The organism is Acetobacter fallax (assembly GCF_011516735.1).
Taxonomy (GTDB): domain Bacteria; phylum Pseudomonadota; class Alphaproteobacteria; order Acetobacterales; family Acetobacteraceae; genus Acetobacter; species Acetobacter fallax.
In genome coordinates, this window is the sequence record NZ_WOSX01000001.1 from 1 (window position 1) to 21,825 (window position 21,825).

The 21,825-nt window shown below is 60.4% G+C and carries 20 protein-coding genes; 10 read left to right on the forward strand and 10 right to left on the reverse strand.

What is annotated here, in order from left to right; translation table 11 throughout:
• Window positions 1-269: 269 nt before the first annotated feature.
• The 3 genes from GOB85_RS00005 to GOB85_RS00015 are packed head-to-tail and all read left to right on the forward strand — an operon-like array spanning window position 270 to window position 3,521.
• Complete coding sequence (locus GOB85_RS00005; protein WP_173575575.1) at window positions 270-1,499, forward strand: glycosyltransferase; 1,230 nt, start codon at window positions 270-272, stop codon at window positions 1,497-1,499.
• 37 nt (window positions 1,500-1,536) lie between these two features.
• Window positions 1,537-2,952 carry a hypothetical protein gene (locus GOB85_RS00010; RefSeq protein ID WP_173575576.1) on the forward strand — a complete coding sequence of 472 codons (1,416 nt, stop codon included), beginning with the start codon at window positions 1,537-1,539 and terminating at the stop codon, window positions 2,950-2,952.
• Entirely contained in the window at window positions 2,949-3,521 is a 573-nt protein-coding gene (locus GOB85_RS00015; RefSeq protein WP_173575577.1) for a phosphatase PAP2 family protein, read from the forward strand. Before GOB85_RS00010 ends, GOB85_RS00015 begins: the two co-directional genes overlap by 4 nt.
• A 534-nt stretch (window positions 3,522-4,055) precedes the next feature.
• On the opposite strand, the gene GOB85_RS00020 is transcribed toward GOB85_RS00015, so the two are convergent.
• A complete protein-coding gene (locus GOB85_RS00020; RefSeq protein WP_173575578.1) occupies window positions 4,056-5,555 on the reverse strand; it encodes a carboxypeptidase M32 in 1,500 nt (499 codons plus the stop codon).
• A 32-nt stretch (window positions 5,556-5,587) separates the two neighbouring features.
• Window positions 5,588-7,303 carry a SulP family inorganic anion transporter gene (locus GOB85_RS00025; protein ID WP_173575579.1) on the reverse strand — a complete coding sequence of 572 codons (1,716 nt, stop codon included), beginning with the start codon at window positions 7,301-7,303 and terminating at the stop codon, window positions 5,588-5,590.
• 84 nt (window positions 7,304-7,387) lie between these two features.
• Here GOB85_RS00025 and GOB85_RS00030 point away from each other — a divergent pair, with 84 nt between their 5' ends.
• Together GOB85_RS00030 and mazG are read left to right on the forward strand one after the other, a co-directional pair.
• Window positions 7,388-7,855 (forward strand): NUDIX hydrolase, encoded by a 468-nt coding sequence (locus GOB85_RS00030; RefSeq protein WP_173575580.1) that lies wholly within the window; start codon window positions 7,388-7,390, stop codon window positions 7,853-7,855.
• A 31-nt stretch (window positions 7,856-7,886) separates the two neighbouring features.
• Window positions 7,887-8,756: a nucleoside triphosphate pyrophosphohydrolase gene (gene mazG / locus GOB85_RS00035; protein ID WP_173575581.1), complete on the forward strand. Its 870-nt coding sequence runs from the start codon at window positions 7,887-7,889 to the stop codon at window positions 8,754-8,756.
• Between the two features lie 260 nt (window positions 8,757-9,016).
• Here mazG and GOB85_RS00040 read toward each other — a convergent pair whose 3' ends face one another.
• Window positions 9,017-9,796 (reverse strand): SDR family NAD(P)-dependent oxidoreductase, encoded by a 780-nt coding sequence (locus GOB85_RS00040; RefSeq protein WP_173575582.1) that lies wholly within the window; start codon window positions 9,794-9,796, stop codon window positions 9,017-9,019.
• A 50-nt stretch (window positions 9,797-9,846) separates the two neighbouring features.
• Here GOB85_RS00040 and GOB85_RS00045 point away from each other — a divergent pair, with 50 nt between their 5' ends.
• Window positions 9,847-10,569 (forward strand): GNAT family N-acetyltransferase, encoded by a 723-nt coding sequence (locus GOB85_RS00045; RefSeq protein WP_338421589.1) that lies wholly within the window; start codon window positions 9,847-9,849, stop codon window positions 10,567-10,569.
• 411 nt (window positions 10,570-10,980) lie between these two features.
• Here GOB85_RS00045 and GOB85_RS00050 read toward each other — a convergent pair whose 3' ends face one another.
• Entirely contained in the window at window positions 10,981-12,876 is a 1,896-nt protein-coding gene (locus GOB85_RS00050) for a tetratricopeptide repeat protein (RefSeq protein ID WP_173575584.1), read from the reverse strand.
• Between the two features lie 157 nt (window positions 12,877-13,033).
• Here GOB85_RS00050 and GOB85_RS00055 point away from each other — a divergent pair, with 157 nt between their 5' ends.
• Complete coding sequence (locus GOB85_RS00055) at window positions 13,034-14,182, forward strand: acyltransferase family protein (RefSeq protein WP_198912176.1); 1,149 nt, start codon at window positions 13,034-13,036, stop codon at window positions 14,180-14,182.
• An 89-nt stretch (window positions 14,183-14,271) separates the two neighbouring features.
• A complete protein-coding gene (locus GOB85_RS00060; RefSeq protein WP_173575585.1) occupies window positions 14,272-15,942 on the forward strand; it encodes an NAD(P)/FAD-dependent oxidoreductase in 1,671 nt (556 codons plus the stop codon).
• Between the two features lie 72 nt (window positions 15,943-16,014).
• Here GOB85_RS00060 and GOB85_RS00065 read toward each other — a convergent pair whose 3' ends face one another.
• The 3 genes from GOB85_RS00065 to GOB85_RS00075 form a co-directional block, all read right to left on the reverse strand.
• Window positions 16,015-17,178 carry a 5-(carboxyamino)imidazole ribonucleotide synthase gene (locus tag GOB85_RS00065; protein ID WP_173575586.1) on the reverse strand — a complete coding sequence of 388 codons (1,164 nt, stop codon included), beginning with the start codon at window positions 17,176-17,178 and terminating at the stop codon, window positions 16,015-16,017.
• Window positions 17,162-17,686, reverse strand: a complete 525-nt coding sequence (gene purE / locus GOB85_RS00070; RefSeq protein ID WP_242011210.1) for a 5-(carboxyamino)imidazole ribonucleotide mutase — start codon at window positions 17,684-17,686, stop codon at window positions 17,162-17,164. Before purE ends, GOB85_RS00065 begins: the two co-directional genes overlap by 17 nt.
• A 131-nt stretch (window positions 17,687-17,817) precedes the next feature.
• A complete protein-coding gene (locus GOB85_RS00075; protein WP_173575588.1) occupies window positions 17,818-18,018 on the reverse strand; it encodes a YdcH family protein in 201 nt (66 codons plus the stop codon).
• 269 nt (window positions 18,019-18,287) lie between these two features.
• Here GOB85_RS00075 and GOB85_RS00080 point away from each other — a divergent pair, with 269 nt between their 5' ends.
• On the forward strand, window positions 18,288-18,458 hold the full coding sequence (locus GOB85_RS00080) for a YdcH family protein (RefSeq protein ID WP_173575589.1): 171 nt from the start codon (window positions 18,288-18,290) through the stop codon (window positions 18,456-18,458).
• Between the two features lie 63 nt (window positions 18,459-18,521).
• On the opposite strand, the gene GOB85_RS00085 is transcribed toward GOB85_RS00080, so the two are convergent.
• Window positions 18,522-19,097, reverse strand: coding sequence for a DUF1013 domain-containing protein (locus GOB85_RS00085; protein WP_173575590.1), 576 nt, complete (start codon window positions 19,095-19,097; stop codon window positions 18,522-18,524).
• A 251-nt stretch (window positions 19,098-19,348) separates the two neighbouring features.
• Entirely contained in the window at window positions 19,349-19,579 is a 231-nt protein-coding gene (gene rpmE, locus GOB85_RS00090) for a 50S ribosomal protein L31 (RefSeq protein ID WP_173575591.1), read from the reverse strand.
• 338 nt (window positions 19,580-19,917) lie between these two features.
• Between rpmE and mscL the strand changes: the two genes are divergently transcribed.
• Window positions 19,918-20,382 carry a large conductance mechanosensitive channel protein MscL gene (gene mscL / locus GOB85_RS00095; protein WP_173575592.1) on the forward strand — a complete coding sequence of 155 codons (465 nt, stop codon included), beginning with the start codon at window positions 19,918-19,920 and terminating at the stop codon, window positions 20,380-20,382.
• Between the two features lie 84 nt (window positions 20,383-20,466).
• Here mscL and GOB85_RS00100 read toward each other — a convergent pair whose 3' ends face one another.
• The gene (locus GOB85_RS00100; protein ID WP_198912177.1) at window positions 20,467-21,798 is read right to left on the reverse strand and encodes an MFS transporter; all 1,332 of its coding nucleotides are present in this window, start codon (window positions 21,796-21,798) and stop codon (window positions 20,467-20,469) included.
• Between the last annotated feature and the right edge of the window lie 27 nt (window positions 21,799-21,825).

The following is a 21,825-nucleotide window of genomic DNA, read 5'->3' on the forward strand; positions in this document are numbered from 1 at the left end:
TCGCCTCCAGCGCAACCCGTGACTTGAACTCTGCCGCATACCGTTTCCGCGTAACCTTGCCCATAAAACCCGTCCTCGTTCAGGCCAGATGATAGCTTATCGCCCTGTCCGAAAAATGGGGACCACCTCTGGTCTTCCGATATTATCGTCGGTAATTATTAATAATGTGCTAATTGTCCTTACGATTTGTGTGAAGAAACTTTCGGCAATTAAGTCGCGTCTCACCGTCGACTGACACATACAGAACGATCATATAGACTGACGGTTTTATGAGGCATGCCAGAGTCTGGACCGCGAAGCAGGTCGGACGTTTCAGGCAGATACGGGAGAGCAGTGTGACAGCATCAGGACCAAAAGTAGCAATTGTCCATGAATGGCTGGAACATTATGCGGGCTCTGAGCGCGTGGTGGGTGAGTTGCTCAGGGTTTTCCCGCAGGCGGATCTCTTCGCTGTGGTCGATTTTCTGCCGAAAGCGGAAAGGGAATTTCTGGGTGGCCGGAAAGTCACCACGACATTTATTCAGAAGCTGCCTTTCGCCCGACGGCATTTTCGCAATTATCTGGGGCTGATGCCGCTGGCAGTGGAGCAGTTCGATCTTGCGGGGTATGATCTGGTATTTTCCAGCCACCACGCAGTTGCAAAGGGGATCATTACCGGTCCCGACCAGATTCATATCAGTTATGTTCATTCGCCGATGCGCTATGCCTGGGACATGCAGGCATCCTATCTGCGCCAGAGTGGCCTTGAGCATGGTCTGAAAGGTTTTTTCATCCGGTGGCTGCTTCATCGGATCCGTAACTGGGATGTCAGATCGGCTGCTGGCGTGGACGCCTTTGTGGCCAACTCCGCGTATATCGCACGCCGCATCAGAAAAGTTTACCGCCGCGAAGCTGAAGTCATTCATCCGCCGGTGGATGTGCATCGTTTTATGCCGGCACAGAAGCAGGCCGACAGAAAGCAATATCTCGTCGCAGCCCGGCAGGTTCCTTACAAACGTGTCGATCTGGTGGTGGAAGCTTTTCGCCTGATGCCGGAGCGGGAGTTACTGGTTGTGGGAGATGGCCCGGAGCATGAAAAAATTGCGGCTCTTGCCGCAGGGGCGCCCAACATCACGCTGCGCGGCAAAATTTCTGATTCTGAATTACTCACTCTGATGCAGCAGGCACGCGCTTTCGTGTTTGCCGCTGAAGAGGATTTCGGGATCACGCTTGTTGAGGCTCAGGCCTGCGGAACCCCGCTTATTACATATGGTCGCGGCGGCGCTCTGGACATTGTGCGTGAAGAGGGTGATCCGGACGGCGTTTCGGGTGTTCTGTTCCGTGAGCAGACTGCCGCATCCATTGCTGAGGCAGTCGGCCGGTTCGAGACGATCCGCGAACAGGTCACGACAGAGAACTGTCGCGGCAATTCCCTGCGCTTTTCCCGCGAGGCATTCCAGGGGCATATTGAAAGTCTTGCCGCACGACTGCTTGACGAGAACGGCACCGGAGCGATCTGATCGGTATGGTTTTGATTATGGCAGAAAGGCGGAACTGATGTCACTTCCGCTTATGGGCGCGATTCTGTTCCCGCTCTGCCTGATTTTCTGGACGAAACCTTCCCGGCTTCTGGAGTTTTTGCTGATTGCCGGGATTTTCCCGGCAGCGTCGGCTCTGACGCTCGGCGGTCTTGCTGTCCAGCCTTCTCTTGTTCCGGGTCTGGCGTTTCTTTCCTATATTGTTTTGCAGAAGATGCTCGGGGTTCGGTATCCGGGGCAGACTGACGTGATGCGGCTATGTGCCCCGATGATTTTCAGCACGGCGTGGGCAATTTTCGGATCGCTTGCGATGCCACGTCTGTTTCACAACCAGGTGCTTGTCTGGCCACAGAAGCTCGATGCATTTGGCGCGCGTACGTTGCTGGCGCCGAGTTTTGGCAACGTCACTCAGGACATCTATCTTCTTCTGAACGTGGCGCTGATGGTGTACGCGGCACAGTATCTGACGCGGTATCAGGTCAGTATCGCGCGGATGTATTATGCGTTTCTCGTAGCGGGCTGGATGGTCGTGGTCCTCTGCGTCTGGCAGTTTGCGGCGCGCACGGCGGGCGTTCCGTTTCCAAAGACCTTCCTTTACTCCAATACGGGATGGTCTGTGCTTGATAGCCAGGTTGCGGGGCCGGTGCCCCGGATCAACGCAAGTTTTTCTGAACCGGCAGCCTGCGCAACCTATCTTGCGGGTGTTCTGTTTTCTACTGTCTGGGTGACGCTCAAGGGATATCGTGTTCGCGGGGTAAAACCGCTGATCGCGGCATCGGGACTCTGTCTGTGTCTTACGACGTCGACAACCGGTTTCGCGACAGTTGCTATCGGCGCGTTGCTGCTGCCGGTGATGGTTGTGGCGACAGGCGCCGCGCGGTTACTCGGGCGAGTGGGGCAGCTTGCGATGATTGCGGCGGTCCTCCTTGGGGTGAGCGGTCTGGTTGTGGCGACTTTTATTCCGAAGGCTGTCACAGGGGCACAGAGTGTCGTTTCAGGCACGGCGGAAAAGAAAGACAGCGCATCTTACAAGGAGCGCAGCCAGGCGGATGCCGACGCGGTTTCAGAATTTGTGGAGACATATGGACTGGGTGTCGGGTGGGGAAGCAATCGCTCATCGAGCCTTGTTCCCGGGTTGCTGGCAACCGTGGGTGCGATTGGTGTCATCGGATTGATGATGTTTGACTGGCGGGTGATCCGCGCGGCTGGCTGGGCATTAAAAACAATGCCGGGCTGCACGGAGTGTCTGGTGATTGAAGGGATGCTGGCTGCGGTGCTGGGGCGCCTGATCGCGGCCATTGTTTCAGCTCCGACGATTGGCATGCCCGATTTCTACGTCATGATTGCCGTTGCGATTGCCGCGGTCACGCGTATCCGCATGGCGGTTCGCACCACAGGGCAACCTGCCCTGAGGGGAGAAACCGCTGCTGTATGATCGGGACGTTTACTGACTTCGCCGATCAGGGCGTGCTGATTCCTGTTGAGATTCTGGTTTTTCTCTCGCTGTTTTTGTCAGGTCGCAAGCGGGACGCGACAACGTGGGGTCTGGCGATGCTGTCCGGTTCCATCGTGATTGTTGCGCTGAAGCTGTGGTTTGAACGATGCGGTGTACCGCATCATCGAATCATTTACAGTCCGAGCGGGCATTCGATGGGCGGCACCATGGTATATGGCGGGTTGCTCGCGCTTTTCTGCCGTCGAAATCTGATATTTCTGGTCGGAACGGTTTTGCTGGCTGTAGCTTTCGCGGGGTCACGGGTGATTCTTGGAAAGCATACGGTACCGGAGGCGATTGCGGGCGCTCTGGTGGGGCTTATCGTTGTCTTTGCGCTTCGCTCTGCCCTTGCCGGGCGAAAGGAGCCTGCCAGGTCACGTGCGGCTGTGCCGGTGACGCTGATTCTGGTCGGTCTGATCGGTGTGGGGCTTCATGGTGACCGACTGGCTGCGGAGGCCTGGATACAGGTCGCAGCGCAGCGTATCCTGGGTTCTGTTCTTTGCCACTGAAGAGTTTCTGATTGAGGGCAGCCCCTGCAGGTCCTTCCTTTTTCGCAACGTCATACCAGGGGGGCTGGCCTTTGACCTGTACGGAACTGACAGGGCTCTGCCCTGGAACCCACCAAAGGTCACAGACCTTTGGAAACCATTTTATTATAAATAAATCGGGGTGCAGGGGCCTGCGGTCCCTGCCGGGTCCGGGCTGAGCCCGGATACTCTCATCCACAGGGCAATCTTCACAGCCGCTGGTATCAGGCGTTCTGCCAGTCAGCGCCGGAGCTAACACACGGAAAGAGAGCCCCGGGGCTCCGCCCCACACCCCGCCAAAGGTCGCAGACCTTTGGAATCCACTTTGTTTGTCAACAGATCGGGGTGAAGCGGCCTGCGGTCCCTTCCGGGTGCGGGCAGTGCCCGGGCTTCCGTCAACTCTTTGAAAATTAAGGCTTCAACACGTAACGACAGCAGAGCCTTTCCACAGGTCTGCAACTTTTACCGGGTTCCTGGGCAGAGCCCTGTCAGTCCCACACAGTGCAAAGGCCGGTATCAGTCCGCATCTTCGAGATAACGGCGGCGAACATGCGTGAGGTAGCTTTCCGCACCGAGCGGCTGGCCCGTTGCATCTTCCACGATAGCCATCGTTGACGCACTGCTGGCGCGTTCATGAACGGTGGTGCGGAGCCAGCCCAGAAGAGGTGTGAAGTCACCGGCTCTGACTGACTGCGCGAGATCAGGGATTTTTTGCCTTGCGGCCTCGAAAAGCTGAGCCGCCGTAAGGGCGCCGAGTGCGTAACAGGGGAAATATCCCCACAGACCGAGTGGCCAGTGAATATCCTGAAGACAGCCGTGCCGGTCATCCGGCACGTCCAGACCGAGAAGGTCCCTGATGCGGGCGTTGAAGGCTTCCGGAAGATCACGCAGAGCGAGACGGCCATCGATCATCGCGGTTTCGAGTTCGTACCGGGTGATGATGTGGGCCGGATAGGTCACTTCGTCAGCATCGACACGGATGAAGCCGGGTGCAACGCGGGTCATGTGCTGACAGAGCGCTTCAGGCGTCCAGTTTCCGCCCCCGCTGAAACTCTGCGCCATGACCGGAGCCGCGAAGGCCGCGAAGGAACGGGAGCGTGTCACCTGCATCTCAATCAGCAGGGACTGGCTTTCATGCAGGGTCATCCCGCGCGCGCGTCCGACAGGCTGGCCCTGCCAGGCTGCAGGCAGGCCCTGTTCGTAAAGCGCGTGCCCGGTCTCATGCATGATGCCCAGAAACGCGGGGAGGAAGTCCGTGTCGTCATAGCGGGTTGTGATGCGAACATCGTCGGTAGCCCCGCCACAGAACGGATGGGTGCTGACATCAAGGCGACCACGGGTCATATCAAACCCGGCGCGTTCCATCATCATACGGCCGAGCGTTTCCTGTTCGGCGATGGGGAAGGGCGCCTGACCAACGGCTGAAGCGGCGGGACCGGAAGCCTGACGCTCCAGCACTTCGTGCAGAAGCGGAGGCAGATCGCGGGCGAGAGTGGCGAAGATCGGAGCGATCGTCGCTTGTCTCATGCCGGGATCGAAACCGTCCAGCAGAGCGTCATACGGGGAAAGGTTCAGGGCGCCTCCGATCGCCTGGGCAGTTTCCCGGGTCAGGTCCAGGACGGTCTGGAGATCGGGTTGCAGGGCGGCAAAATCGTTGGCTTCCCGGGCGCTTCGCCAGGCCATTTCGGTGCGGGAGCAGGCTTTTGAGAGGGCTTCGACGAGTGGACCCGGCACGGCGACGGCGCGGGCGTGAAGCCGCTGCATTTCGGTGAGATTCGCCTGACGCCACGGATCGGAGCCGGGCTCTGCTTTCGCAAGAAGCTCTGCGGTCGCGGGGCTGACAAGAAGTTCGTGCCGGAGACCTTCCAGCGTGGCGACGCCGTTGCCACGCCGGTTCGCTGCGCCTTCTGGCATCATCACGTCACGATCCCAGGAAAGGATGCCGAGCGCATCGTCGAGCGCTGACAGGCGGCTGAACAGACGTTCGAGGGATTCATAAGCTGACGGGGCGATCATCGGGCTGCTGTCTCCTGAAGGATGCGAAAAGGTTAGGCGATCGGATGGACGAATGGGAGAGGGGGCGGCGAAGAGGGCTGCCGGGTTGTGGCAGCCAGAACGGCGCGGGCCGACGCGAGGGCCCTGTGGAGCGTCGGATAGATGTTCTGCGGTGGCAGCACGGTGGTGATACGGTGTCGGGTCATATCCGCGAACAGGTAAGGGCTGACGCGGCCAAACCAGATGGATATACCGCGATCCTGCAGGCTGTGCAGGAGATCCCGCAGGGCGGCTGAGGCGGAATAATCGATATCCGTCATAGCGCTGGCATCGACAACGATGCAGCGGACCGGCGTCGGCGCGTGATCGATGAGCGTGTGGATATCGTCCGCAAAACGCGTGCAGTTTGCATAAAACAGGTCGGCGCTGAACCGGTAGATGATGAGACCGGGTTCGGTTTCCTCACCCGGTGCGACGGGTTCCGCTTCAAAGCCGTGCTCATCGGCCTCCTGGTGCAGGATCGTCGTATGCGGTTCGTAACTGTGGCGAACATGCCGGAAGAGTGACAGGGCGATGGCGAGGAATATTCCCTGCTGAACCCCGATGCCGACGACAGCGGCGGCCGTGACCAGAGCGAGCCGGAATTCGCCCGGGCTTTCCGGGCGGATGGCCCGGATGGTGCGGACATCGATCATGTCGATGGCGACCAGAAAGACAATGGCGGCCAGGACGCAGCGGGGCAGATATTCGAGCGGACCGGTGAGGAACAGGAGCACGCAGAGCGCGACGGCGGCAAAGGTGATCTGTGCGAGTTGAGTCCGGGCGCCGGCACGCACGGCCATGGCTGTCTGGGTGGGGCTGCCGTTGACAGTGAAAGTGCCGCTGATGGCCGCGACGAGATTGGCGGCGCTCAGACCCAGGATGTCAGCGTTGGCATCGATTTTTTCATGAAAGACGCCAGCGAAACTCCGGGACGTGGCGATGCTCTGCGCGATGATGACGAAAACGCAGGACGCCGCCACAGGAAGCAGAGCAAGGGTTCTGTTCCAGCCAATGACCGGGATATGAAAATCGGGAAGACCACTTGCGACAGGGCCGATGGTGGCAACGCCCTGCGTGCTCAGATAGAGCGTTTTGCTGGCGATGACAGACGCGATGACAGCCAGCAATGGTGCGGGCACGCGTGGCAGAAAACGGCGCCCCAGGAAAAGCAGCGCCAGTGTGGCGAATGTTATTGCGAATGTCAGATGATGGATGTTCGAAACATTTCTGACTATATCATATAAAATCATGATCTGATTATGATACGCCGTTGAAATTCCCAGCATTTCCGGCAGCATGGAGATCGACACCTGGACGCCGACGCCGGCGACAAATCCGGCCAGAACCGTGCGCGACAGGAAGTCAGCGAGAAAGCCGAGCCGGAACAGGCGTCCGATCAGCAAAAACGCGGCGCAGAGTATCGCGACGACGCTGACCATCGCGATGTAGTCAGGCGAGCCGGGAACGGCGAGAGGCGCAAGACCGCTGGAGAGGATGGCGGCTGTTGCGGAATCCGCCGCGACGACAAGATGTTTTGACGAACCCAGAAACGCGAAGGCGAGGGGTGGGAGCAGCACTGTGTAAAGCCCGGTGACGGCCGGCATGGCTGCAATGCGTGTATAACCCAGCACCTGAGGGATGTTGACGGAAGCGAGCGTGACGCCTGCCAGCACGTCCCGGCAGATGCCGGTGGGTGATCTGCGTTGAGGTGCGGGCGGGGTAGTCATGGGACAGGCCTCGTTTAAGGTTTGAGTGTCATATATCTGTCATACTTTAACGAAGTGAGGTGGTTTTCCGAATGGCGAGGGGTCATGACTGAACGTGTTATCCACATTGCAACAGGGTTGATCCGCGATTCCGATGGCTGCGTTCTGCTGGTGCGCAAACGCGGCACGCAGGCTTTTATGCAGCCGGGCGGAAAAATCGACGCCGGTGAAACGCCGGTACAGGCGCTGTTACGGGAGCTTGAGGAGGAGCTTGCTCTGCGGTTACGGGTCGGGGACGTTGTCGATCTGGGGACATTCTCGGCACCGGCAGCGAACGAGCCAGGGTTTGAGGTACAGGCCGCGCTCTTTGCCGTCACCCGCGCTGTGGAACCGAAGATTCAGGCCGAGATCGAAGAAATGGCGTGGGTTGATCCGGCGGCGCCTGGCGATATCGTGCTGGCGCCTCTGACGCGGGATTATGTATTGCCTTTGTGCGCGGTTCTGAATGCGGAGGGGCCGATGGCGGAAACGGATTGCGGGGATATTTTGACCCGTCTGCAAAACCCGTCATGATGACGCACCCTGACCTGCCGGAGCCTGCACGATGACCACTTCGATCCCCTCTCTGGCCATGAAAGATGAAGCGCTCAGCGATGCGGCGGCCACGGATGCCGCGCATGAGCTGAAGCGGCTGCTTGAGGTGATGGCGAAGCTGCGCGATCCGGAAACCGGTTGTCCGTGGGATATCGCCCAGACACCGGAAACCATTGCACCCTATGCGATCGAGGAGGCTTACGAGGTGGCCGACGCAATCGATCGTGGTGCGTGGGATGAGATGGCTGACGAACTCGGGGATCTGTTGTTGCAGGTGGTCTATCAGGCGCGGCTGGCCGAGGAGGAAGGGCGGTTCGCGTTTGCCTCCGTGGTCCGGCTGATCACGGATAAGATGATCCGGCGGCATCCGCATGTGTTCGGCGATGCTGCACTGGTGGCGCGGAACGACGGCACCGTGCGGGCAGCGTGGGAAGCCCGCAAGGAGCAGGAGCGGATCGCGCGGGCCGAGCACGGAACACTGGCCGGGGTGCCTCGCGCTCTTCCCGCGCTGCTGCGGGCCAGGAAGATTGCAGAACGGGCGGCGCGGGTTGGTTTCGACTGGCCGGATGTGTCGGGTGTCGTCGATAAGGTTCGCGAAGAGCTGGAGGAGGTCGAGGCCGAAATAACGTCAGGCGACCGGGATGCGTTGCAGGATGAGATGGGTGATCTGCTCTTTTCGGTTGCCACACTGGCGCGGCGGCTTGATCTCGATCCTGAGGCCTGCCTGAGACAAGCGACCGACAAGTTCACGCGGCGGTTTCAGGCGCTGGAGGCAATCCTGGCCTCACGCGGTTCCACGCCTTCCGATCAGTCCGTGGACGAACTGGACCAGGTGTGGCGTGAGGTGAAGCGGCGCGAGGCGAAAGCGAAGGGGCTCTGAAAGGCTGCTGAACGGTTCTGTTAATGTCGGGTGCTGGCACCCTCTTGGGGCTTTGCCCTGAAACCCGCCAGAGGTCGCAGACCTTTGGAAAGGCTCTGTTGTCGTTAAGTGTTAGCTCCTTCCCAAGGCTTTGCCCTGGAACCCACCAAAGGTCACAGACCTTTGGAAACATGCTTATTTATCAACAGATTGGGGTGAAGGGGTCCGCGACCCCTTCCGGGTTCGGGCAGAGCCCGGCTTTTTGAAATAGCCTCAAAGGCTTACATCGTTGAATTGAAGGCGCCCCCATCCAGCAGCACATTCTGTGCAACCATGAAACCGGCATGCTGGCTGCACAGAAAAGCGGCGGTGGCGCCGAAATCCGACGGGCGGCCGAGATGTCCTGCCGGGACAGTTTTTGCGAGATTTCCGGCCACTTCTTTTGGGGTGATGCCGCGCCGGGCAGCCTCTTTTTCGATGCGGCCCCGCAGGCGGTCTGTCTCGTGCATTCCGGGAAGCAGATTGTTGATGATGACGCCGTGACCGGCCACCTGTCGCGCTGTGCCGCCCACGAAGCCGGTCAGGCCACAGCGGGCGGCGTTGGACAGGCCGAGATCCGGGATCGGGCTTTTCACGGCTGCCGAGGTGATGTTGACGATACGGCCCCATTTCCGTTCGATCATGCCGGGCAGAACGCTTTTCATCAGCATGATCGGCGTGAGCATGTTTCCGTTGAGGGCGGCAAGCCAGTCCGCTTCCGTCCAGTCTGACCAGATGCCGGATGGCGGACCGCCCGCATTGTTGATGAGGATGTCGGGAGCGGGCTCGACCTCGAGCACGGCCTGCCGTCCTTCGCGGGTGGTGATGTCGGCGGCGACATAGCTGACATCCACACCGTAACAGATGGCGAGACGGTCGGCGGCATCCCGCAGGTCGTCTTCATTGCGGGCATTGATGGTCAGGTGGACCCCGGCTGCGGCAAGGTGTTCCGCGACGGCATAGCCCAGGCCTTTCGATGCGGCGCAGACAATCGCTCTGCGATCGGCGATACCGAGATCCATTGGAAAGCTCCTGTGCTTTTTATGTGTGGTGCCGGAGGGGAGATTTGCCTGTGAAAGAGACTGACGCAAGGGTTATCGCCGATCATCCTCTGGACCGGCCTGTCTGGTCAGCGCTGACAGGCCGGCAGTCGGCTTTCGCATGCCGTAATTCGCTGGCTTTGCGGTTCCGGCCTGTGGTCAGTCCACTGGCGGCGGCAATGGACAGTTCGGCAGTGGCGCTGGCCGCATTGCATGATCTCGCTGGCGAGGATGAGGAACTCTGGCAGCTTGAGAAAGATCCCGGGCCAATCCCCGCGGGCATGGAACTGGTGCGGGAGGCCGCCTGTGTACAGATGACCGCACATTCCGTGACGGCTGGCAGGGCTGTGTCCGGTGCCGTAAGGCTTGGAGAAAACGATGCAGAGGACATGCTGGCTCTGGCGACCCTCACCGCGCCGGGGCCGTTTCGGGTCGGGACGTATCAGATTGGCGGATTTACCGGCATCCGGCACGAGGGACGGCTGGTTGCGATGGCGGGAGAGCGCACGAAACCGGGGGAGTTCACCGAGGTGAGCGGAGTCTGCACGCATCCTGACTTTCGCGGACGCGGTTATGCCGGTTTTCTGATGCGGGAGGTGACGTCGGCCATCCTTGATCGGGGCGAGACGCCGTTCCTGCATTGTTATGCGACGAATCAGAGCGCGATCACGCTGTATGAGTCGCTGGGGTTCAGGGTGTTTCAACAGGTCATGGCGCGGGTCATCCGGCGCGGGACGGCCTGCTCCGGGGCCTGAACCACTCTCTTATACCAGAGGTTGTGAAGATTGATCTGTGGATGAGGGTATCCGGGCTCTGCCCGGCCTCCCGGCAGGGACCGCAGGCCCCTGCACCCCGGCTTGTTGATAACAAACGATTTGCAAGGGCGAGCCTTTGCCGGGTTCCAGGGGAGAGCCCTGCCAGTCCTGCCCCTCCCGGTTCTGCCCCTGCCAGTCTCACACACAGGTCAAAGGCCAGTCCTCCGGTATTATACCAGCCCGCGTCGCGGCTGACACCACAAGGCCGGGGCTTCACCCCGCACCCCGCCGAAGGTCACCAGCCTGTGGAAAGGCTCTGTTTGCTGATCTGTGATTTTTCAAAGGACTGGCAGAGTCCGGGCTGTCTTCATGACAGCAATACTATTACGCCGGCTTGCAGAACCCGTCACATCACCCGCCGCTGAGGGACCGGAGAGCTTCCGCGAGCGCGTTAACGGGTTCCTGCCACGCCAGTTCGGGCAGTGCCGGCGTTTGCTGGTCGAACGGTCTGACGCAGGGATACCAGAGACTGCGCTGAGACCCGTCCGCCACTGTGACGCGACTGGCTTTCGCCCAGCGCCAGTCTCCGCCGAAGCGATTGAGCAGCCAGACGGGGCGCCCGATGGCGCCGGCGAGATGGGCCATGGCGGTATCAACGGTGATGATGAGATCAAGGCCGGCCATGACAGTGGCGGTGGTGGCCATGTCACCATCCGGGAGCGGCTCGAAACCATCCGGGGTTTCGCCGGGCCGGAGCGAGACCCAGTCTATGTCGGGCACGGCCAGGAGCGGCGCAAGCAAAGGAAAAGCGATGGAGCGCCGGCGGTCAAAACGGTAGGTCGCGCCGCCGGCATGGCAGAGGCCGATGCGAAGGCCGGGATGCAGGCGTTCCACTGTTTCCGATGCGCGTGAGCGGAGATAGGGGGCGAAAGCCGGCGGAGCGGCGACCGCGAGGAGGAAAGGCAGGCTGAGGAGTGAGGCCTTCCTGGTTGCGCCGTTTATCGCGCTGTCGCCCGTGATCGTGAGTCGACCGGATCGGAAATGATCTTTCCAGAATGGAAGATTTTGTGAGTCTGTGACCAGACGAATGAGGGTTTCGGGCAGGACCAGACAGACGGGGGCCCGATCGAGCGCGAACGGGACATAGCGCAGGAACTGGATAAGATCACCTAATCCCTGTTCGCCGCAGAGCAGAACGCGCTCCGTCGTCGCGTTTCCGTCCCAGTCCGGAAGGTCCGGACGGGGCAGGGGAGCGAGGATGGCGCGGCGGGATTCAAAATCCTGCCAGCCCTGGCCAAAACGACCATCCGCAAGCTCGATGGTGGCGCGGTTAAAGCGGGCGCGGGTGGCGTCCGGCGTTCCGGGCACGGCTTCGATCACGCGGTTGAAGAGCGTTTCAGCGGCGTGACGCTGGCCGAGTTCGCTGAGGAGTGTGCCACGATTAAGGGCAATGCGCGGATCGTCGGGGCGGAGACGGGCAGCTTCGGCAAATGCCTGATCGGCGCTTTCAAGATCACCGAGCGCCATCTCAACGAGGGCAAGATTGCTCAGGGTTTCGGCTGTCGGCGAAGCGAGAGACAGGGCACGGGTGAGAGCGGTCTTTGCGTCATCGAAACGCCCGAGACTGAACAGGATAGCGCCGTGATTGGCCGCGGCTGCCGGATCTTCGGGGCGGATGCTACGGATTTCAGCGGAGATGCGTTCGGCATCGTCCTGCGCGCCGATGCGCGTGAGCAGAAGCGCCTGTTGCTGGCGGATCACCACGTCATCCGTGGCTGCAAGCCGACGCGCGTCACTGAGAACACGAAGGGCGTCCCCGGCGCGGCCCTGACGTTCGAGGAACCGGGCGAGCACAAGCCTTAGTCCGGCTTCGAGCGGGCGCAGTCGGATGGCTTCGCGCAATTCGGTTTCTGCATCATCAGCGCGGCCGAGGGCTTCGAGGATTTCGGCGTGTGCGAGGCGGGCCTCGGGAAGATCCGGTGCGCTGAGGACGGCGACATGCAGAGCGGCGCGGGCAGGTTCTGCATGACCGAGCGCGAGGAGCGACAGACCAAGCGTGATGTGAAATTCCGGTCGGGGATCGTGTCGGATCGCCTGACCGGCATAGCCTGCGGCGAGATCGAAACGGCCGAGCGCATGGGTGGTGCGGGCCAGAGCGTGGAGCAGAATCGGGTTATCCGGCGCGTCGGCCCGCAGGCTGTTCAGCTCCGCGAAGGCCCGTTGCGCATCACCCTGTTCAAGCCGCCGGAGCGCTTCCTGAATCCGCGCTTTCAGCACGCGGTTCGCCTTTTCTTTTGGGCGCGCCATCACGGTGTCTCCCTCTCAGTGCCTGTGGTCATAGGAGGTGACGTGAACATCCGCAAAGGGCGGACGGGTTCCGGTCGTCTGTGACGGCGTGCCGGCTGCCATGGTCTGGCCCGAATTTCGCTTCAGGAGAGAAACGAAACAGGGCAGCGGAGCGTCCATGAGGAAGATGTCGGGGAATACGGGACGCAATGCGGGTATTGACCTGCTGCGTGGTCTTTCCATTGTGCTGGTCGTCATACATCACGTGGCACTTCGCATTCCGCTGGCGAAAACCGGGCTTGCTGATGTTCTCCCGGCTCCGCTGATCAGGGCTCTGAACTGGAACGGACAGAACGCAGTGACGATGTTTTTCGTCATTTCGGGATTTCTGATTACGGGGACGACGATCCGGCGCTGGAGCGGCATCACGCGGGTTGATCCGGTCGCGTTCTTTTTCAGACGGGCGGCGCGGATCATGCCGTGTCTTATTGTTCTTGTCGCCATATTGAGTCTTCTCGATCTGCTGCATGTTCCTGACTACACGATTGAGCATAAGGAGCAGACGCCGGGCCGGGCGGTCCTGTCCGCGCTGACGATGCATCTGAACTGGTATGAAGCTCAGACGGGTTATCTGCCGGGAGGGTGGGACGTGCTCTGGTCGCTTTCGATCGAGGAGATGTTCTACTTTGTTTTTCCGTTTGCGTGCCTTGCCGCCGCCGTGTTTCCGCGTCTTCTGACTGTGGCCTGCGCGGTTCTGGCATTGTCACTGCCGCTGCTGTTGAGGGCGCTGAGTGACGCGCCCGATATCTGGCAGGACAAAGCGTATCTGCCGGGCATGTCCGCGATTGCGATGGGCGTCTGCGCGGCACTGGTCGCTGAAAGGATGTCGCCCGCCCGGGGGCGAACACTGCGTGCGCCTGTGGGAGCGTGTGGTGCGGTCAGTCTCGCGTTTTGTCTTGCGGACCATCACGCCCTTTATCTGGCGCTTGGCGACTGTGTGGCTCTGCTGATGACAGTCTCCGTTGCAGCGCTTCTTCTGGCGTTCGATCAGGGCTGGGGCGCGGGGCTGACCGGATGGGGGACAGGCTGGCTGCGGTCGTTCGGGCGCATGAGTTATGAAGTCTATCTCACGCATATGTTTATCGTCTTTCCGGTCGTGGCGCTGTTTCACGCCACGGGCGGGGCTCTGCAGTGGGGATGGCTGTGGTTCATTCCGGTTCTCGCACTGTCATGGTGTCTGGGCAGACTTGTGGACCGCCTGTTGTCGCAACCGGCTGACCGTTGGCTGCTCAGCCGGACGCGGGCCTCACGGCGGGCGATGGCCTGACCGGCGGGTCGCGGCGGAGGACGTGGCGTGATATGCAGCGCCGCCCGTGTGATGACTTCGCCGCCTGATGACTGCAAGGAAACCCCGTCATGATCCGACTGACCGAACTCAGGCTGCCGCTGGATCATGCTCCGGGGGCGCTCTCGGATGCGATTGTTATGCGTCTGGGGATTCAGCCCGCAGAACTGCGTGGCTTTTCGGTGGCGCGACGCGGTTATGACGCGCGAAAGCGCGGCAGGATCGTTCTCGTTTATAATGTGGACTGTGATGTGACGGACGAGGCGTCCGTGCTCACCCGTTGCAGGGACGATCAGCGTATCCGGCCCACACCTGACGCGACATACCGGTTTGTCGATGTGGACGGACCTGCTCTGGCCAGCGCACCGGGGTTCACGCGGCCCGTGGTGATTGGCGCCGGGCCGTGTGGTCTGATGGCGGCGCTGATTCTGGCGCAGATGGGGCTGCGACCGCTGGTTCTTGAGCGTGGAAAGGAAGTCCGTGAGCGGACGGTGGACACGTTTGCTCTGTGGCGGAAGTCGGTGCTGACGCCGGAGAGCAATGTGCAGTTCGGAGAAGGCGGCGCGGGGACGTTCTCGGATGGCAAGCTCTACAGTCAGGTGAGCGATCCGCGTCATCTCGGGCGCAAGGTGCTGGAGGAATTCGTTCGCGCCGGGGCGCCGGAGGAGATCCTTTATGTGTCCAAACCGCATATCGGCACCTTCCGGCTGGTGACGATGGTCGAACATATCCGGCAGGAGATTGAGGCGGCGGGCGGGGAATATCGTTTTCAGGCACGGGTGGAGGAGCTTCTGCTCGATGATGAGCGACATGTTCGTGGTATCCGGCTGGCCTCGGGCGAGGACATCGCGGCGTCTCATGTCATTCTCGCCGTGGGGCACAGTGCGCGGGATACGTTCACCACGCTTCATGAGCAGGGCGTTGCGATGCAGCCCAAACCGTTCTCGATCGGTGTTCGCATCGAGCATCCGCAGTCTCTGATTGACGCGGACCGGTTCGGGCCTCAGGCGGGAACGGAAATCCTCGGTGCGGCGGATTACAAGCTGGTGCATCACGCGTCGAACGGACGCGGGGTTTATTCATTCTGCATGTGTCCGGGCGGAACTGTCGTGGCCGCGACATCCGAGGTCGGACAGGTAGTGACGAACGGGATGAGCCAGTACTCACGGGCCGAGCGGAACGCGAATGCGGGGATTGTCGTCGAACTGAGGGCGGGTGAGGATTATCCCGACACGCCACTCGGTGGGATCGCGTTTCAGCGGCACTGGGAAAGACAGGCGTTTCTCGCGGGCGGCAGCGATTATCGCGCGCCGGCGCAGCGCGTTGGAGATTTTCTTGCGGGACGGCCCTCGACGCATCTGGGGGATGTCGTGCCGTCCTATCGCCCTGGCGTGACGCCGACAGATCTTGCAACGTGTCTGCCTGACTTCGCTGTTCAGGCGATCCGGGAAGCTTTGCCGGCATTCGCGCGCAAACTGTCGGCCTTTGCGCTGGAGGATGCGGTGCTGACGGGCGTTGAGACGAGGACATCGTCGCCACTGCGTATCGCGCGGGAACCGGACGGGGAGAGCCCGAACACGCCGGGGCTGTATCCGGCGGGCGAAGGGGCCGGCTATGCGGGCGGCATCCTCTCGGCGGCCATTGACGGTATCCGCATCGCGGAAGCGGTGGCGCTTGGCATGTCCGGCCGGAAAGCGACGGGGCTTCTGCGTGGTTCGGCTGGTCTGGAACAGGCGGGATAAGCAGACTGCGGGAGCCAGTGGTCCTGCCAGGTTCGGGCAGAGCCCGAGTATCCTGCCCGCAGTTTCGCAGTTTTACCCCTCCGGCGGAATCGTAGCCAGCGGCCCCAGCGCAGCCTGCACACCGAACTCTCCGGGAAGCGCGCCACGCGGAAACAGCATATTCACGTGTCCCATCTTCCGGCCCTTCCGGGCTTCGCGTTTGCCGTAGAGATGCGGAATAAGGCCCTGATCCGCGACAATCTCTGGCCAGAGCGCCATATCGTCGGGACCGACCAGGTTCTTCATGACCGCATCGGAATGGCGCACGGGCTCGGGCAACGGCAGACCCGTTACCGCGCGGATATGCATCCCGAACTGGTCTTCCGGGCAGGCATCCATTGTCCAGTGACCGGAGTTGTGCGGACGCGGGGCGATTTCGTTGACGAGCACCTCACCGTTCCGGCTGATGAACATTTCCACGCCGAGAATACCGACAAGGCCCAGTCCTTCGGCGATGCGCCGGGCCATGTCGCGGGCTTTCGCGGTCAGTGGCTCTTCGATCCGGGCGGGAGCGAAGCTGAGATCAAGAATGCCGTTTTTATGGCGGTTTTCGGTGACATCGAAGCAGCGAACCGTACCGTCCTGACCACGGACGACCATAACACTGACTTCCATGGCAAAATCGACGAGCCCCTCGGCGACAAGGGGTTTGGGCGCGAGAGCATCGAAGGCAGCATCCAGTTCGGATTCCTGCGTAACCCGGCGTTGACCCTTGCCATCATAACCCAGGCGCGTCGTCTTCAGGATGAAAGGGTAGCCGAGATCTTCGGCTGCTGTTCTGAGGCTGTCATGGCCGGTAACCAGACGCCACGGCGCTATGTCCACACCGATTGAGCCGAGGAAGGTCTTTTCCTGCTCTCGGTCCTGACTGATGCGCAGGATCGTGCCGGACGGATGAACCGGACGCAGCCCTGAAAGCAGATCGAGCGCGTCCGCCGGAATGTTCTCGAACTCGAAGGTCACGACATCCACGGCCTCGGCGAAGCGCTTCAGGGTCGCGGGATCGTCGAAGGCACCGATAGTCGCCGAATGTGAGACCTGGACACCGGGATCATCCTGTCTGAGGGCGAGGATGTGCGCGCGAAAGCCGAGACGGGCGGCAGCCATTGCTGACATGCGCCCGAGTTGTCCGCCGCCGACAATGCCGATCACGGCGTTGGGGGAAAGCACTTTACTGTCGTTATTCTTCGGGTTCATCACGTACGGAAGCAGTCTGAAGGGCGCGCCATGTGTCCAGCCGGGCGGCGAGATCAATATCCGCCAGCGCAAGGATGGATGCGGCGAGGAGAGCGGCATTGATCGCCCCGGCTTTGCCGATGGCAAGGGTTCCGACGGGGACACCGCCGGGCATCTGGACGATGGACAGCAGGCTGTCCATGCCTTTGAGTGTTTTTGATTCGACGGGAACGCCGAGAACCGGCAGGCGGGTCCATGCGGCGCACATGCCAGGCAGATGCGCCGCGCCGCCCGCACCGGCGATAATGACGGACAGGCCACGTTCGACAGCAGTTTTAGCGTAATCCGCCAGTCTGTCCGGTGTGCGATGGGCCGAGACAATTCTGGCTTCAAAACTGATGCCCAGCGCTTCGAGCGTGCCGGTTGCGTGGAGCATGGTTTCCCAGTCAGACTGGCTGCCCATGATCACACCGACGCGCGGCTGGCCGTTATTGTCCGCGGCGGTTTCGGTGTCGTTGTCCGGCGCCATCACCGGCGTATTTTCAGTGTCATTCATTGTTCAGCAGTTCCACCCGGGAGCTTGGGTGGCTACCGGGTCTGACAGGTTGTCTGACAGGTTCCGTCTGATCCTTGCGCCGGCACGCCGGCTCAGGAGCGGAATCAGGCGATGTTATCCGGAATGAGGCGACTCTCGATCCAGGAAATTTCGTCTTTCAGCAGGAGTTTTCGCTTTTTCAGGCGCTGGAGATGGAGCTGGTCCATCGGTTCAAGGGCCAGGCGGTCAATGACCGTATCCAGGTCCCGGTGTTCGCTCCGCAGTTCATGGAGTTTGCGTAGCATACTGTCCCGGTCACGCAGCATTGCACCTCCGGCTTCGCAAGACGTTTTCAGTCAAGGGTCCGTGTCCTCCCGCCTCAGGCGTCTGTCGTCCACGCACACGACGCATTAGCCACGATATGACACGATCCGCATTTGCGCCAGTATCCGTGATGCGCATGAGACCGGTAAGCCTGTGCAATACGGTCTGACATCAGGCTGCGCGCCACCGAACATGAGCAAATTTTCATGACAAAACCGATGGAGATGGCGTTAGCGTTCTTGTGTCGCAATCAGAAATACGGAGAGTGGCCATGAGCAAACAGTCACGTATTGAAAGCCTGCACCGCCGTCATTCCACACTCGATGCCAAAATTCACGATGAAGGCCATCGACCCATGCCTGATCAGAGGGTGCTGATGTCCCTCAAGCTGCAGAAGCTGCGCGTGAAAGAAGAGATGGACCGGCTCCGCTCTGCAATCTGAATCAGCATAACCTGCTTTCGGGGACCACCGGACCGGCGGCCCCGTAAAAGCGGGAGAGGAAGATCAGTCCTCGTCGCCGATCTGAATCGGGGCGGGTGCCTCACGGCCTTCACGAGCCAGACGGTCATTACTTGCCGTAACAGCCGTATTCAGGTCCATCTGGCTGCACAGGCCGAGCGTGACGGGGTCACGCGGTTTGATGTTCGGGCTGTTCCAGTGCTGCTTGTCCCGGACCTTGGCGATGGTGTCCTTGGTCGTTCCGAGCAGTTTGGCGACCTGCGGGTCCTGGAGTTGCGGGTAATTGCGCAGCAGGAACGCGATCCCGTCGGGGCGGTCATTGCGTTTTGCGACGGGTGTGTAGCGTGCGCCTTTGGCGCGACGTTTCACCGGATTGTTCGCAGCAAGGATTTTCAGACGCGCATTGGTGTCTTTTTCGCAGCGGTCGATTTCCGCCTGTGTCACCTGATGATTGGCAACCGGGTCATAGCCTACGATACCCTGCGCGACTTCACCGTCCGCGATGGCCTGCACTTCGAGAGGGTGCATGCCGCAAAACTCGGCCACCTGCTGAAATGTCAGAGCAGTCTTCTCGATCAGCCAGACGGCCGTCGCTTTTGGCATTAAGGGAAGCGTCGTCATCGATCGGTCCTGTTGCTGCGTGGTCGTTCGGCGCTCACGCAGGCACCGGATCCGGTCTTCGGGTCGAACGAGGCTCCGTACCCTGCGTGCCTGCCGGCGCGCTCATGGGGGACGGTAATGGCCGTGACCTGCTTCCGGGTCAAGCCAAAATCACAGGAGTGAGGCTGGCGGGCAGGCATGAAAAAACCCTGCTCCCGGGGACTTGCCGGAAGCAGGGTCTGTTTCTGACGACCTTTGCGCGGAAGGCGAGATCAGTCTTCCTTGCGCTTGCCGATCCCTGCGAAACGCTTGTTGAACTTCGCGACCTGGCCGCCCGTATCAAGCATACGCTGGACGCCGGTCCAGGCCGGATGCGACTTCGGGTCGATGTCCAGACGCAGCGTGTGGCCAGCCGTGCCGGCGCAGGAGCGGGTTTTGAATTCCGTGCCATCTGTCATGATGACATTGATTTCATGGTACTCGGGATGGATATTGGGCTTCATGTCAAAAATCTTTCGATGGGGAAAGTCCCGATGCCGACCGGGACATGCTGGCGCATGCTATAGGGATATCAGTCATGCCTTGCAATGCCCCGACTGAAGGAAAAACCCCGGTCCCACGCTCTTTATGCGGAGATTTTTCCGTGCGGGGACGATCCCGGGGCGGAACAGATGCAGCTCCTGTGAAGCGTTGTCGGGTAATCTTTCGTAAGATTCCGTAAAATAATCGCTAAAGAACCAGTCATGTCGGCAATATGTTACGGTTGATTTAACATTATTCTTGTAAAACGAACAGAAAGGCCGGATAACGGCCTCCGAACAGTAAATTTTCTGAGGATCCAATGATCGAGCCTAAGCTGAAAGTGCATACTCCGGGATGGGTTGCCGACTTTAAAACCTTCATCATGCGCGGCAATGTCGTTGACATGGCAGTCGGTGTCATCATCGGTGCGGCGTTCACAGCCATTGTGAACAGCCTGGTCAAAGATGTTTTCAATCCTTTCCTTGGTCTCCTGATCGGCGGCATCGATTTCAGTAACCTCTTCGTCACGCTGAAGGGTCCGATCGAGCCGACTCTGGCGGATGCACAGAAGGCAGGTTCCGTCACACTCAATTACGGCGTGTTCATCAACGCGGTCATCCAGTTCCTGATCGTCGCGCTGGTCATCTTCTGGGTTGTGCGTCTGCTGAGCAAGATGCACTCCGGCAAGGACGCCGCCCCGGCTGCGCCGCCTCCGCCGCCGAAGAGCGAAGTTCTGCTCGAAGACATTCGCGATCTTCTGGCGAAGCAGCAGACACACGGCTGAGAATTTCAGTCAGGGTCATGATATGGAAAAGGGAGGCTCCGGCCTCCCTTTTTTTGTCCGGTCACTCTGATTTCCGACCCGTATTTATGTCGGTGCCCCGGTTGCGGCCAGTGGCTTCGTCTGTTTTCCGGCCCTTAACGCCAGCACAGCCGCCGCCGCGATAATCGCGCCCATGGACATGACAAGCGTAACCCCGCGCAGGGAAAGACCTGAAGAGAGCAGCCATCCGGCCAGAACAGGTCCTATGGCAGCGCCGCCTCGTCCGATACCGAAGACGAATCCTGTTCCTCCTCCGCGCACTCGGGCCGGGAAACTCTGCGCGATAATCGCGAACAGACCATTCACCGCCCCCTGACTGCAGAAACCGGCAAGGGTCAGAATGATGCGGATGGACCCCATATCGGCGGAAGACCGGCCAAACAGGGTGACGAGACCAGCCGCCATGATCAGCAGCGTCACCACCATTTTTCGCATATTGATCCGCAGGCTGAGACCGCTGATCACGAAACCGCTGATCAGGCCGCCGACATTGGCCCAGACCAGAGCCGTGCCGGCATCGGAATGAGAAAAACCCATATCGACCAGAATCTTCGGCACCCATTTCAGGATAAAATAATACGTCAGCATCTGTGAGAAATAGGCGAGTGTCAGCAGAAGCGTTGTCGTGACAAGCGGAGGCGAGAGCAGTTCCCGCAAAGAGACTTTTGCCTCCGTCAGAGGTCTGGCGGGCAGCTCCGTGACCGGCTGATGACCGTATCGGAGCAACACTCTGTTCAGGCGTTCCAGCGTGCGCGGAGGTTGCCTGTGAGCAAGCCACGATACGGATTCCGGCAAGAGGAAAAGGACAACAGGAATAAAACAGAGCGTGATGCAGCCGCCGAGAATGAAAATCTCACGCCAGTTTCCATGGATCAGAAACCGCGACGCGAAAAAACCACCGACGACGGCGCCCAGGGGGTAGCCCGCCGCCATCGCAGAAATCGACAGGCTTCTGAACCGTGTGCTGGCGAGTTCCGACGCCATGACTGTTCCGCAGGCGAGCATGCCGCCAATACCGAAACCGGTCAGCAGGCGGCAAACTGAGAGCGTGGTCAGGGTGGTCACCTGCGTGCAGGCCCACATTCCGCAGGTCATGATGCACAGGCAGGCGATCATCACCGGCCGGCGTCCGACCTTGTCAGCCAGGTTTCCAAACCCGATTGAACCTGCGGCCATGCCGAGCAGTTCCATCGAGAGAATGAAACCGAGTGCGCTGCGGTCCACGCCCCACTCGACCGCGATACCGGGCGCCGCGAAACTGATGGACAGCACATCGAAGCCATCGATGGCGTTGAGCAGGACACAAACGGCTATCGCGACAATCTGCCATGTCCCCATCGGGGATCGCGCCAGTACGGCGCGCGGATCTTCCATCATTGTTATTCTTCTTATCAGGAGACGCCT